This is a genomic window from Hydrogenophaga borbori, assembly GCF_003417535.1.
Taxonomy (GTDB): Bacteria; Pseudomonadota; Gammaproteobacteria; order Burkholderiales; family Burkholderiaceae_C; genus Hydrogenophaga; species Hydrogenophaga borbori.
Genome location: NZ_QVLS01000003.1, coordinates 235675 through 247837, shown reverse-complemented (window position 1 = coordinate 247837; position 12163 = coordinate 235675). Strand labels below are relative to the sequence as shown.

12 protein-coding genes, 1 pseudogene and 1 riboswitch are annotated in these 12163 nt (G+C 71.8%); of the genes and pseudogenes, 2 read left to right on the top strand and 11 right to left on the bottom strand.

Annotated features, from left to right (window positions below; all coding sequences use genetic code 11):
* Positions 1 to 13: 13 nt before the first annotated feature.
* The 7 genes and pseudogenes from DY262_RS21970 to thiC all read right to left on the bottom strand — a co-directional run bounded on the left by DY262_RS21970 (position 14) and on the right by thiC (position 5637).
* Entirely contained in the window at positions 14 to 223 is a 210-nt protein-coding gene (locus DY262_RS21970; RefSeq protein WP_245980882.1) for an oxidoreductase-like domain-containing protein, read from the bottom strand.
* 9 nt (positions 224 to 232) lie between these two features.
* Positions 233 to 481, bottom strand: a pseudogene (locus DY262_RS21965) (DUF1653 domain-containing protein); the annotation flags it as partial.
* The gene (locus tag DY262_RS06915) at positions 478 to 1560 is read right to left on the bottom strand and encodes a thiamine phosphate synthase (RefSeq protein WP_116958218.1); all 1083 of its coding nucleotides are present in this window, start codon (positions 1558 to 1560) and stop codon (positions 478 to 480) included. The pseudogene DY262_RS21965 and the gene DY262_RS06915, both read right to left, overlap by 4 nt.
* Before the next feature lie 33 nt (positions 1561 to 1593).
* Positions 1594 to 2397: a thiazole synthase gene (locus DY262_RS06910; RefSeq protein WP_116958217.1), complete on the bottom strand. Its 804-nt coding sequence runs from the start codon at positions 2395 to 2397 to the stop codon at positions 1594 to 1596.
* Positions 2398 to 2423: 26 nt separating this feature from the next.
* Complete coding sequence (thiS, locus tag DY262_RS06905; RefSeq protein ID WP_116958216.1) at positions 2424 to 2639, bottom strand: sulfur carrier protein ThiS; 216 nt, start codon at positions 2637 to 2639, stop codon at positions 2424 to 2426.
* A complete protein-coding gene (locus DY262_RS06900; RefSeq protein ID WP_116958215.1) occupies positions 2636 to 3724 on the bottom strand; it encodes an FAD-dependent oxidoreductase in 1089 nt (362 codons plus the stop codon). Before DY262_RS06900 ends, thiS begins: the two co-directional genes overlap by 4 nt.
* 2 nt (positions 3725 to 3726) lie before the next feature.
* Positions 3727 to 5637, bottom strand: a complete 1911-nt coding sequence (gene thiC / locus DY262_RS06895) for a phosphomethylpyrimidine synthase ThiC (protein ID WP_116958214.1) — start codon at positions 5635 to 5637, stop codon at positions 3727 to 3729.
* A 111-nt stretch (positions 5638 to 5748) separates the two neighbouring features.
* A riboswitch (TPP riboswitch) is annotated at positions 5749 to 5863 on the bottom strand.
* A gap of 69 nt (positions 5864 to 5932) precedes the next feature.
* Here thiC and DY262_RS06890 point away from each other — a divergent pair.
* Positions 5933 to 6316, top strand: coding sequence for a VOC family protein (locus DY262_RS06890; RefSeq protein ID WP_116958213.1), 384 nt, complete (start codon positions 5933 to 5935; stop codon positions 6314 to 6316).
* Positions 6317 to 6347: 31 nt separating this feature from the next.
* On the opposite strand, the gene DY262_RS06885 is transcribed toward DY262_RS06890, so the two are convergent.
* Both DY262_RS06885 and DY262_RS06880 read right to left on the bottom strand, forming a co-directional pair.
* A complete protein-coding gene (locus tag DY262_RS06885) occupies positions 6348 to 6899 on the bottom strand; it encodes a glycine zipper 2TM domain-containing protein (RefSeq protein WP_116958212.1) in 552 nt (183 codons plus the stop codon).
* A 123-nt stretch (positions 6900 to 7022) separates the two neighbouring features.
* Positions 7023 to 7601, bottom strand: a complete 579-nt coding sequence (locus DY262_RS06880; RefSeq protein ID WP_116958211.1) for a mechanosensitive ion channel domain-containing protein — start codon at positions 7599 to 7601, stop codon at positions 7023 to 7025.
* Between the two features lie 53 nt (positions 7602 to 7654).
* On the opposite strand from DY262_RS06880, the gene DY262_RS06875 reads away from it, so the two are divergent.
* Positions 7655 to 8344, top strand: a complete 690-nt coding sequence (locus DY262_RS06875; RefSeq protein ID WP_116958210.1) for a phytanoyl-CoA dioxygenase family protein — start codon at positions 7655 to 7657, stop codon at positions 8342 to 8344.
* A 13-nt stretch (positions 8345 to 8357) separates the two neighbouring features.
* Here the strand turns inward: DY262_RS06875 and xdhB are convergent, their stop codons facing one another.
* Together xdhB and xdhA are read right to left on the bottom strand one after the other, a co-directional pair.
* Entirely contained in the window at positions 8358 to 10664 is a 2307-nt protein-coding gene (xdhB, locus tag DY262_RS06870; RefSeq protein WP_116958209.1) for a xanthine dehydrogenase molybdopterin binding subunit, read from the bottom strand.
* A complete protein-coding gene (xdhA, locus tag DY262_RS06865; RefSeq protein WP_181936437.1) occupies positions 10661 to 12148 on the bottom strand; it encodes a xanthine dehydrogenase small subunit in 1488 nt (495 codons plus the stop codon). Before xdhA ends, xdhB begins: the two co-directional genes overlap by 4 nt.
* Between the last annotated feature and the right edge of the window lie 15 nt (positions 12149 to 12163).

Here is a 12163-nt window from a genome sequence, read left to right as displayed (position 1 = left end):
GCGGCCGACGGCCTCAGCCCAGCCGCTCCAGCGCGTCGTCGGCCCAGTAGCGCACGGCGTGGTAGTAGCCCTCCCACACGCAGCCGTTGCAGCCGCGGCCGCAGCAGGTGCTGGGCTCGGGCGGCGGGGCGCGCAGGGTGGTGTCCAGGTCGAGGCCCTGGCGCTGCGCGCGGCCGCGCAGGTGCGCGATCAGCGCCTGCGCGCTGGCCCGGTCGGCGGGCATGAGCTCGGCCGCGCGGACGCGGCGGAAGCGCTTCTGCTCCCGGCCCTCGAAGACAGCGGTCTCGTTGAACATGGCCGAGGGCCGCACCCACAGGCCCCCGCCATCCAGCCCCGCGCCGTAGAGCGCGCGGTACAGCACCAGCGGCTGCAGCGTTTCGCTGCAGCGCACGGTGTCGATCACCTCGTACCAGCCGCCCTTGTAGTGGCGGTACAGGCCGGGCGGTGTGGGGATCAGCGGGGGCAGGTCGCCGTCGTTCACGCGCACTCGGGCGAGAGCGTGGGATGTGGCCACGCCGGGACGGGGCGGCGCGGCGAGGCGTGTCCCGCGTCCCAGGCGCGCTGCCAGCGCGGCAGCGTGGCGCGCGGGTCTTCGCCCAGGCCGCGCACCACGCACACCGTGGCCGCGCCGGTGGCGGCGCATTGCTCGAGCTGGTCGGGGTCCAGGATGCCGCCGATGGCGATGACCGGGCGGCCGGCCATGCGCACCCACCAGGCCAGGTTGTCCAGTCCCTGCGCGTGCCAGGGCATGTCCTTGGTGAGCGTGGGCCAGACCGGGCCGCAGGCGATCAGGTCGGCCCCGGCGCCGCGCGCGCGGCACAGCTCCCACAGGCTGTGCGAACTCATGCCCAGCTGCAGGCCGCGCGCCTGCGCGGTGGCGATGGTGGTGCGCTCGGTGTGCCGCAGCGCCAGCCAGTCTTCCTGCCCCAGGTGCAGGGCCGGCGCGTTCAGCGACAGCGCCAGGCGCCAGTGGTCGTTCACCACCAGAGCGGCGCGGCCGGCGCTGCGCGCGGCGTCCAGCGCGGCGCGCAGCTCGGGCACCAGCGCGGGGTCGTCGCGACGCGCCTTGATCCGCAACTGGATCAGGCCGGCGCCGGCCTCGGCGCAGGCGCGCACGCGCTCGGCGCTGTCGACGATGGCGTAAACGCCCAGCGCGGGCACGTGCGAGAGCGGCGCCGTCCAGCGCGCCGGGGTCTCGTCGACGGAGAGCACCGGCAGATCGAGCGAGCTGGCGCGGTCGGGCAGGCGCGCGAGCACGGCCGCGTCGGCGGCGACCCAGCCTTGCGCCAGCGCGGCGCCAAAGCGCAGGGCGTGGTCCGTGGGGCCCGAGCGCGGGCGCGTCAGCCAGCCCTGCGCGTGCAGGGTGTCCAGCCAGTCGTGCGGGTCGCCGGTGATCACCACGTCGCTGGCGCCCTGGTCGCGCAGCGTGCGGGCGAGTTCGGGAACGGACAGGCGGCCGGCGGGCAGGCCCAGGCGCGCGGCCGCCTCGTGGGCGGTGAGCCGCAGCACGGCGTCGGTGGTCGCGTCGCTGGGCGATTCGGTGGGAGCGGGGGATTGCATGGTCGCGGGAGTGTCGCCGATCGTGGGCGGTGCTCAGCCGATCAGCATGGGCCGCCCGCTCACGGGCGTGCTGGCCACGGCCATGTCCTGCGGCGCCATGACGCCGGCCTCGAAGGCCAGGCGCCCCGCGCGCACCGCGTCGCCGAAGGCGCGCGCCATGGCCACGGGCTCGCGCGCATGCGCCACGGCGGAGTTCAGCAGCACCGCGTCGAAGCCCAGCTCCAGCGCCTGCGCCGCGTGCGAGGGCGCGCCGATGCCGGCGTCCACCACCAGCGGCACGCCCGGCAGGCGCGCGCGCAGCGTGCGCAGTGCCCAGGGGTTGACCAGGCCCTGGCCCGAGCCGATCGGCGCGCCCCAGGGCATCAGCACCTCGCAGCCGGCGTCCAGCAGGCGCTGGCAGGTGACGAGGTCATCGGTGCAGTACGGAAAAACCGCGAAGCCGGCCTTCACGAGTTCGGCGGCGGCCTCGACGGTGCCCCAGGGATCGGGCTGCAGGGTGTGCTCGTCGCCCACCACCTCCAGCTTGATCCAGTGCGTGTCGAGCAGCTCGCGCGCCATGTGCGCCAGGGCCACGGCCTCGCGCGCGCTGCGGCAGCCGGCGGTGTTGGGCAGCAGGCGCACGCCGCGCGCGCGCAGCGGCGGCAGCAGTTCGGCCAGGAAGGCGTTGCCGTCGGCACCACCGGCGGCGGCCATGCGGCGCAGGCCCAGCGTGACGACCGAGGCGCCGCTGGCCTGCAGGGCCTGCTGCAGCACGGTGGGCGAGGGGTAGCCGGCGGTGCCCAGCATCAGCCGCGTGGCGAGGGTTTCGCCATACGCGGTCCAGGGCGCGGGGTCCATGGGAGGCGTCGTCTGAAGGTCCACGCTCAGCCTCCGACGATGGCTTCGAAGGTGCTCACCTCGTCGCCGGCTTGCAGGGGGGTGTCGGCGCGCGCGGCGCGCGGCACGAAGCGCGCGTTGAGCGCGGTGGCCACGCGTTCGGGCCGCAGGCCCTCGCGCTCCAGGAGGCTGTGCAGTGTGGTGCCGGGCGGGCAGGGCAGTTCGCGACCGTTCAGGCGCACGGTGGGAAGGGAGGCTGTCATGGCGGGGATTGTCCCTCGCTCGCCAAGCCCGCGGCGGCAAGGGCGTCTTGCACCACGGCGGGCGCGACCATCCAGCCGTGGCGGAACAGGCCATTGATGCGCAGCAGCCCGGGCCTGTGCTCGATGCTGGGCAGGTGGTCGGCGCGCGCGGGGCGCAGGTTGGTTTCCAGGTGGTCGATGCGGGCCTCGGCGAGCTCGGGCAGCACGCTGTGCGCGGCCGACATGAGCTCGACGGCGCTGCGCAGGCTCACGGGCGAGCGGTCCTCGCTTTCGATCTCGCTGGCGCCCACCACGACCCGGTCGCCCGGGCGCGGCACCAGGTAGACGCGGTGGCGCGGGTGCAGCAGGCGCACGGGGCGCAGCAGGCGCACGCCGGGGGCGTGCAGCCACAGCACCTCGCCGCGCACACCACGCAGCGGCACCTCGGGCCGCGCGCCCAGGCCGCGCGTGTCGATGGCGAGATCGGCCGCGGCGGTGTCGCCACCGATCAGGCGCAGGCGGCCCGCGTCCACGGTGTCGACCAGGGTGTTCCAGTGCCAGCGCACGCCAGCGGACTGCTCGGCCAGGGCCAGCAAGGTCTCGCGCGGCAGCAGCTGGCCTTCGCCGGGCAGCAGCCAGGCCAGCAGCCCGCTGGCCAGCGCGGGCTCCAGCGCGCGCAGCGCGGCGGCGTCCAGGGGCTGGGGCGCGGGCGCCTCGGGCACGCCGTTCAGGCGCGCGAGCGTGCGCTGCGCGTTGCCCCGGTCGCTGCCATGCGCGAGCAGCAGGCTGCCCTCGGTGCGCACCAGCCCGGGCGCGCCGCCATTGGCCAGCTGCCGGCCGATGGCCTGCCACAGGGGCAGCGAACGCCAGCCCAGGCGCGCCACCGCGGGCTCGGCGCCGTCGAGTTCGGCCAAGGGGCTCAGCATGCCGGCGGCGGTGAAGCCGGCCGCGTGCGGCCGCTCGTTCACGGCCGCGACACGGCCCGGCACTGGCGGCTGCGGGCCGTCGGCCGGGTCGAACACGCTCACCGAATGGCCTTCGCGCGCCAGCCGCCAGGCCAGCAGGCGGCCCAGCACCCCGGCGCCCGCGATCGCGATGCGCGCCATCCTCAGCCCTTCTTCAGCGTGTCGAGCGGTACGTAGAACTCGCCGCCCGCGGCCTTGAATTGGGCCGACTTTTCGGCCATGCCCTGCTGCAGCGCCTCGGTCTCGGCCAGGCCTTTCTGCTCGGCGTAGTCGCGCACGTCCTGCGTGATCTTCATCGAGCAGAACTTGGGGCCGCACATGGAGCAGAAGTGCGCCTCTTTCGACGAGTCCTTGGGCAGGGTTTCGTCGTGGTAGGCCTCGGCGGTGTCCGGGTCCAGGCCGAGCGCGAACTGGTCGCGCCAGCGAAACTCGAAGCGCGCCTTGCTCATGGCGTCGTCGCGCGCACGCGCGCCGGGGTGACCCTTGGCGATGTCGGCCGCGTGCGCGGCGATCTTGTAGGCAATGATCCCTTGCTTCACGTCGTCGCGGTCCGGCAGGCCCAGGTGTTCCTTGGGCGTGACGTAGCACAGCATGGCCGTGCCCATCCAGCCGATCATGGCCGCGCCGATGGCCGAGGCGATGTGGTCGTAGCCTGGTGCGATGTCGATGGTCAGCGGGCCCAGGGTGTAGAAGGGTGCCTCGTGGCAGTGCTTGAGCTGCTCGTCCATGTTGGCCTGGATCAGGTGCATGGGCACGTGGCCGGGGCCTTCGATCATGGTCTGCACGTCGTGCTTCCAGGCGATCTGCGTGAGCTCGCCCAGGGTGCGCAGCTCGGCGAACTGGGCCTCGTCGTTGGCGTCGGCGCCGCTGCCGGGGCGCAGGCCGTCGCCGAGCGAGAAGCTCACGTCGTAGGCCTTCATGATTTCGCAGATTTCCTCGAAGTGCGTGTAGAGGAAGTTCTCCTTGTGGTGGGTGATGCACCACTTGGCCAGGATGGAGCCGCCGCGCGAGACGATGCCGGTGCGCCGCTTGGTCGTGAGATGGATGAAGGGCAGGCGCACGCCCGCGTGGATGGTGAAGTAGTCGATGCCCTGCTCGGCCTGCTCGATCAGGGTGTCGCGGAAGATCTCCCAGCTGAGGTCCTCGGCCACGCCGCCCACCTTTTCCAGCGCCTGGTAGATGGGCACGGTGCCGATGGGCACGGGCGAGTTGCGCACGATCCAATCGCGCGTGGTGTGGATGTTCTTGCCGGTCGAGAGGTCCATCACCGTGTCGCCGCCCCAGCGGATGGACCACACCAGCTTCTCCACCTCTTCCTCGATGCTGGAGGTGACGGCCGAGTTGCCGATGTTGGCGTTGATCTTCACGCCGAAGTTGCGGCCGATGATCATCGGCTCGAGTTCGGGGTGGTTGATGTTGGCCGGGATGATGGCGCGCCCGCGCGCCACTTCTTCGCGCACGAACTCGGGCGTGATGATCTCGGGGATGCGCGCGCCCATGGGATTGCCGCGCAGTCGCGCCTCGCGCTCGGGGTCGCCCAGGTACTCGCGCATCCAGTCGCGCTTGCCGTTCTCGCGGATGGCGATGTACTCCATCTCGGGCGTGACGATGCCCTGGCGCGCGTAGTGCATCTGGGTGACGTTGGCGCCGGCACCAATGCCACCTTTCGCGCGGCGCGGCGTGCGCTGCAACGCGGCGGCCTCGCCGCGCAGGGCGGCAATGCGCTCGGCCGCGTGCGCATCCGGTACCTCGTGCTTCACGCCGTCGTCCAGCGCCTGGCGCTCGCGCCCGCTGTAGGCCTCGGTGTCGCCGCGGGCCTCGATCCAGGCCGCGCGCACGGGGGCCAGGCCCTTGCGCACGTCGATGCTCACCGTCGGGTCGGTGTAGGGGCCCGAGGTGTCGTAGACCGTCACGCGCTCGCCATTGGTGAGCGCGATTTCGCGCATGGGCACCTGCACGCCGGCCTGCGTGCCGGGCACGAAGACCTTGGTGGAGGCGGGGAAGGGCTCGCGCGTGAGCGTGAGCAGGGGGGCGAACTTGTCGGGGGCGTTCATGGGCGGTCTCCTGGTGGCAAGCAACGGGGGCTGTGTGCTCCGGAGGACCGCCTGGATGGATGTCATGCCTGGCACCCGTGCCGCCATGGGGCGGTGGGCCGGCAGGCCGCTCATCTCGGCATGCGCTCTTCTTTCGCCGGTACTAGCCGGATCAAGTTCACGGGTTCGGCCTTTCAGCCATCTCAGCGCCGGGCCTTCACAGGCCGGGGCACCCCGGAGCAGGGGGGAGTGTACGCCGGGGCCCGGTGTGGGCATAGTGAAAGCCCTTCCACCGATCGATTGCAAGGAGACCCGCATGAAGAACAACCCCGTGGGCTGGTTCGAGATCTATGTGCAGGACATGCCGCGCGCCAAGGCCTTCTACGAGGCGGTGTTCCAGGGCGCGCTGGAACCGCTGGGCAATCCGACCCCCGGGGAGCCCCTGGAGATGTGGTCTTTTCCGTCCGCGAGGGACGGCTACGGCACGCCGGGCGCGCTGGTGAAGATGGCGGGCATGCCTTCCGGTGGCAACAGCACGCTGGTGTATTTCGTCTGCGACGACTGCGCCGTGGAGGCGGCACGCGCCAAGGCCCACGGCGGCTCGGTCTTCAAGGACAAGATGTCCATTGGCGAGTACGGCTTCATCGCCCTGGTGAACGACACCGAGGGCAACCTGATCGGCTTGCACTCGATGCGCTGAACACCCGCGCGCTCGCGCGGGTGGGGGCCGATCAGGAGCGCGCGGCGGCCGGTGGCGTGGTGTCCACCTTGCCGTCCTTCACCGGCAGCGTGGCGCCGGGCTTGAACGAAGTGCGCACCGTGGCGTCCTGGCCGTCGAGGCGGTAGGTGACGTCGTACCCGGAGAGCTTCTGCGACTTGTCGCTCACCGTGCGGCAGCGGCGCTCGGTGGTCGTCACCGTGTCGTTCTGCTGCATGCGCTTTTGCACCTGATTGCCCGCGTAGCCCCCGGCGGCGGCGCCGGCCACGGTGGCCACCGTCTTGCCGGAGCCCTTGCCGATGGTGCTGCCCAGCAGGCCACCGGCCAGACCGCCCACCACGGTACCGGCGATGCGGTGCTCGTCCTTCACCGGCGCCTGGCGCTGCACGGCCACGTTCTCGCACACCTCGCGCGGTGTGCTGACGGTGGTCATCACTTCCTTGACCGACACGACCTCGGCCACTTTGGGCCTGGCGAGGGTCTGGTAGCCGCCGACGGCGCCGGCGCCCAGCACCACCATGGTGAGTCCGCCGATGGCGATGCCCTTGATCATTGATGTGTCCATGTGGCTCACTCCTTTGGCCGCGAGTCTGCGGTGGTGGCCAGGTGCGCCTGTAACCGCCGGTTTCTGGCGCGCCGGAATGGAAACAGATCGGTAACGGGCTTTACGAAGCGGCCGGCTGGTGGCTCAGTCCAGCAACGATCCGAGCACCGGCTGCTGGCTCCTGCGCAGGCGCGTGGTGCGCTGGAAGAACAGGCTGTTGGGAATGCGCAGGTGCGTAGGCTCCTTGCCGTCCACGGGGTCTTCCTTCAGCGTGGTGTAGACGAGGTTGATGTCCAGCACCTCTCCAGCCAGGCCGGGCTTGTCGCCGCCTTCCAGCAACTCGATGTGGTCGTGCAGGCCGAAGGGCCGCGTGGTGAAGATCAGCACCGAACAGAAGATGTTGGAGAGCACGCTCCAGGCCGCGAAGAAGGCGATGGCGCCGACGGTGACGAAGCCCGTGAAGCCGGCCCAGATAACGCCGGCCGATACGCCCAGGCGATCGAGGATCCACAGCAGGGCGGCACCGCTCAGCAGCAGCGTGATCAGACGCTTGCTGCCCACGGTGAAGTCCAGCGGCAGGTTCTTCTCGGCGGCCAGCCGGGTGATGAAGCGGTGCAGCAGGGAGCGCAGCAGCACCGCGACGAGGACGATCACGACGATCTGCAGGGCGATGGTGATGGCTTCGATCCAGGGGTGGGCCCAGTCGGGGAGGAAGGGTTTCATGTCGGTCGGGTCGCTTGCGGGAGGGGCGTGTCATCCGTTAGTGTCCGCGATCGATGACGCCCGATCAGGTCCACCGTTTCAATGACAAGGGCATCGTGCGACTGGACGGCTTTCACGCCCGCGGCGTGGCGCCCGTGCGGCAGCGCGTGCTCGACGAACTTCGGCGCCTCACCGGCGGCAAGGGTCTGCCGCGCGCGGTGCAGGGGCTGCCGGTGTTTCAGCAGATCGGCAAGCTGTCGTCCCTGGTGAAGGTGCCAGGGGCGCACGGGGCGCTGGTGACGCCTGCCCTGGTGGCGTGCATCGGCCAGCTGGCCGGGCGCGCGGCGCCTGTGCCGCAGCCGCTTCAGCTCTTGTTGTCGCCGCCGCAGCAAGGGGCCTGGCGTCTGGAGGGCCTGAACTGGCACGTGGACGTGGTGGCCGATCCACCCGGGCGTGTGCCGGGCATCCAGGCCTTTTTCCTGATCGACGATGTGGCGCCCCAGGGCGGCGCGACGCTGGCGCTGGCGGGTTCGCATCGGGCGACGGCGCAGCGCGGCGCCGACGGCGTGTCGCTGCGCGAGGCGCTGCGTTCAACGGCGGATCGGGCGGCGCGGCTGCAGGCGCTCGGGGTCGACGTCGTCGAGATGTCCGGGCGCGCGGGCGACGTCTACCTGATGGACATGCGCCTCTTGCACACGCCGTCGATCAATGCCACCCGCCAGATGCGCCTGATGGCGACGACGCGCTGCCTGTTCGGCCCCTGAGGGCGCCGCAGCGTCAGCCGCCCAGGGCCTTCAGGACCTCTTCCGCCGTCGCCGGCGCGTTCATCGCCTCGGGGTCGCCGCCGGCCTGCGCCACCGCGTCCCGCAGCGCCTCGTAGACGCTGATTGCCAGCATGAACGGCGGTTCGCCCACGGCCTTGCTGCCGTGCACGTTGTCCTCGCGGTTGGCTTCGGGCCAGAGGTCGATGTTCCAGCGCGGCGGCAGGTCGCCCGCGGTGGGGATCTTGTAGGTGCTGGGGGCGTGGGTCTGCAGGTAGCCCTTGTGGTTCCACACCAGCTGCTCCGTGGTCAGCCAGCCCATGCCCTGGATGAAGCCGCCCTCGATCTGGCCGATGTCGATGGCCGGGTTGATGCTGTGGCCCACGTCGTGCAGGATGTCCACGGCCAGCACGCGGCTCTCGCCGGTGAGGGTGTCGATGGCCACCTCGCTGCAGGCCGCGCCGTAGGCGAAGTAGTAGAAGGGCCGCCCCTTCATGGTCAGCTTGTCGTAGTGGATCTTGGGCGTGCGGTAGAAGCCGTCGCTCCAGAGCTGGATGCGGTTGGCGTAGGCCGCGTTCACCACCTCCTCGAAGCGGCGCGTGCTCTTGGGGGTGATGACATCGCCGCCCAGGAAGCGCACCGCGCCCGCGCCGCAGCCGTCCAGGCCGGCGACGAAGGCCGCCAGGTTGTCGCGCACGTGGCGCGCGGCGAACTGCGCGGCGCGCCCGTTCAGGTCGGTGCCGCTGCTGGCGGCGGTGGCGCTGGCGTTGGGCACCTTGCTGGTGTCGGCCGCGGTGGCGATGATCCGCTCGAAGGGCACGCCCAGCTCGTCGGCCACGATCTGCGCGACCTTGGTGTTCAGGCCCTGGCCCATCTCGGTGCCGCCGTGGTTCACCATCACGCTGCCGTCGGTGTAGACATGCACCAGCGCGCCCGCCTGGTTGAACAGGGTGGCGGTGAAGCTGATGCCGAACTTCACCGGCGTGAGCGCGATGCCTTTCTTGATGACCGGGCTGCGGGCGTTGAAGGCCTCGATGGCGGCGCGGCGGCGTCCGTAGTCCGCGCTGCGCGCGAGCGCCGTCATGAGCGGTTCGAGGATGTTGTCCTCCACCTTCATGTCGTAGTGCGTCTGGTCGCGTTCGCCCATGCCGTAGAGGTTGCGCAGACGCACCTGGAGTGGGTCGAGGCCGAGGTGGCGCGCGACGTCACCGAGGATGCGTTCGATGGCGATCACGCCCTGTGGTCCGCCGAAGCCGCGGAAGGCGGTGTGGCTCTGGGTGTTCGTCTTGCAGCGGAAGGAGTCGATCGCGACGTCTTCCAGGAAGTAGGCGTTGTCGCAGTGGAAGATGGCGCGGTCCGCGACCGGGCCCGAGAGGTCGGCGCTGAAGCCGCAGTTGGCCAGCATCACGATGCGCAGGCCGCTCAGGCGGCCGCTGTCGTCGAAGCCCACGCGGTAGCGGTAGGCGAAGGGGTGGCGCTTGCCGGTGACCATGAAGTCGTCGTCGCGGTCCAGCCGCAGCTTGACCGGGTGCCCGGTCTTGCGCGCGGCCAGCGCGGCCCACACGGCCAGGTGGCCGGCCTGGGTTTCCTTGCCACCGAAGCCGCCGCCCATGCGCCGGCACTCCACCGTCACCGCGTGGATGGGGATGCCCAGGGCGTGCGCCACCCAGTGCTGCACCTCGCCGGGGTGCTGGGTGCTGCTGTGGATCCACCACTGGTTCTGCTCCAGCGGCAGCGCGTAGGCGATCTGGCCTTCCAGGTAGAAGTGCTCCTGGCCGCCGACCTCGAATTCGCCGTCGAGGGTGTGCGGCGCGCGCGCCAGTGCGGCGGCGGCGTCGCCGCGCGCCACGTGCACGGGCGGCAGCACATAGCTTTTGAGCTCGTGCGCCTCGTGCACGCTCAGCACGGGGTGCAGGGGCTCGATGCGGGGCTTGACCAGGCGGGCGGCACGGCGCGCGGTCATGGCGTCGTCGGCCACGATCAGGCCCATCACCTGGCCCAGGAACTGCACCGAGTCCCGCGCGAACACGGGCTCGTCGTGGCCGAAGGCGGCGAGGATGGGGTCGCCGGGTACGTCGGCCGCGCCGACGAAGGCGCGCACGCCGGGCAGGGCGAGGGCCGCGGCGGTGTCGAAGCCGCTCAGGCGGCCATGCGCCACGGGCGAACAGACAGGCGCGGCGTGCAGGGTGCCGCGCGCCTCGGGGATGTCGTCGATGTAGGTGGCGGCGCCGGCCACCTGGGCGCGCGCGCTTTCGTGGAAGCGCGAGGCGCCAGCGGCGCTGGTGGCCTGGCGCTGCAGCAGGGCGGTGTCGGGGGCGTTCATGCCAGGGCCTCCAGGTCCAGGGATTCCAGTCGCAGGCCGCGCTGGCCTTGCTGCGCCAGCCAGTGGCGGCGCAGCAGGTTGCCCAGCACCGCGCGGCGGTAGTCGGCGCTGGCGCGCATGTCGCTGATGGGGCGGAACTCGTCGCGCAGCACGGCGCTGGCGGCCATGACGGTGTCTTCGTTCCAGGGCTGGCCGGTGAGCGCCGCCTCGGTCAGGGGCGCGCGCACCGGCGTGGCGGCCACGCCGCCGGCGCCGATGCGGGCTTCGCGCACCACGCCGCCGTCGATCCGCAGCTTCACGGCCAGGCAGACGGCCGAAATGTCGTCTTCGAAGCGTTTGCTCACTTTATCGACCTGCAGGCACTCATCCGGCGAGGGGCGCGGCACCTTGATCCAGCAGAGCAGTTCGTCCGCCCGCATCACGTTTTGGCGGTAGCCGGTGTACAGGTCTTCCAGGCGCAGCTCACGGTGGGCGACGGCGCGCCGCTTCGTGTCCCAGCGCATCAGCACCACGCTGGCGCCCAGGGCGATGAGCAGCGGCATGCTGTCGCCGATGGGCGACCCGTTGGCCACGTTGCCGCCCAGGGTGCCGGCGTTGCGCACCGGCAGGCCGGCGAAGCGGTGGGCGAAGGCGGCGAGCGAGGGCCGTTCGGCCACCAGGGCGGCGTAGGCCTGCGTCAGGTTCACGGCGGCGCCGATGGCGATGTGGTGCGGGTAGGTCTCCACGCGGCGCAGCTCGGCGGCGCCGGTCACGTCGAGCAGGCGGGCGTAGCGCTGGTGTTGTTTGGTGATCCACAGGCCGACGTCGGTGGTGCCGGCCACCACCTGCGCCTCGGGGTGGGCGGCGCGGGCCTGCAGCAGGGCCTGCAGGGTGGCGGGGCGCTGGTAGGGCGCCTCGGGGGCGGGCTGGCCCAGGGTGCGCAGGCCGCGCAGCACGGCGGCCTCGTCGACGCGGGCGCCGGCCGGGCAGGGCAACTGCCCCATGCGCGCGGCGGCGTCCAGGATGGGCCGGTAGCCCGTGCAGCGGCACAGGTTGCCCGACAGCGCGGCCTGGGCGGCGGCGTGGTCCACGCCCTGTCCACCACCGGTGTGTTCGTACAGGGCGAACAGGCTCATGACGAAGCCCGGGGTGCAGAAGCCGCACTGGCTGGCGTGGCACTGCACCATGGCTTCCTGCACCGGGTGGGCCTGGCCGTCGACGGCCAGGTCTTCCACGGTGAACACCGCCTGACCCTGGACCGAGTGCGCCAGCTTGATGCAGGCATTGACGGCCTGCAGCTGGAGCCGTCCGTCCACCGCCTCGCCCAGCACCACGGTGCAGGCGCCGCAGTCGCCCTCGCCGCAGCCCTCCTTGGTGCCGGTGCAGTGCAGGTCCTCGCGCAGGACCTGCAGCAGGGTGCGGTCGGGCGGCACGGCGGGCAGGGTGACGGGCTGGCCGCGGCGCAGGAAGGTCAGGGGCTGGGCGGGCGAATTCTGGACGAGCATGCGGACCAGCATACC